Source organism: Mesorhizobium sp. (assembly GCF_005063415.1).
GTDB lineage: Bacteria > Pseudomonadota > Alphaproteobacteria > Rhizobiales > Rhizobiaceae > Mesorhizobium.
In genome coordinates this window covers 1-362 of sequence record NZ_SUEG01000387.1, presented here as the reverse complement: position 1 = coordinate 362, position 362 = coordinate 1, and the positions used below count along the sequence as shown (strand labels likewise).

General features: G+C 61.3%; 1 pseudogene. It reads right to left on the bottom strand.

Features of this window, described 5'->3' with window-relative positions:
* Positions 1-355: pseudogene (locus tag E5W70_RS32735) on the bottom strand (IS481 family transposase); the annotation flags it as partial.
* Between the last annotated feature and the right edge of the window lie 7 nt (positions 356-362).

Here is a 362-nt window from a genome sequence, read left to right as displayed (position 1 = left end):
CTTCTACGTCCGGCAGGCGGCTGATGCCGTGGCGCTGCAGGCAGCGATGCAGTGATGAGCGCGTCAGGTGTGGGATCGTCGGTTGTAAGGCATAGAGGCAGTCATCGAGTGGCAACAGAGTGTAGCGCCGGAAGGCGACTATGACGGCCTCCTCCTCGGGCAAGAGCACTGTCGATCTAGGCTTTCTCGGACCGGTCGGCAAATCTGCCACCGAGGTCCGTTCCCGCCATTTGGCAACAGTCTTTTGGTTGATCCCGTAGCGCTTCGCCAGCGCCCTCAGGCTCTCTCGACTATGCTGTATCGCTCGACGGACCGCCTCTGTCGTCGTGGCGCTCCCATGAAGAACCTGGCCCATAGCGCAT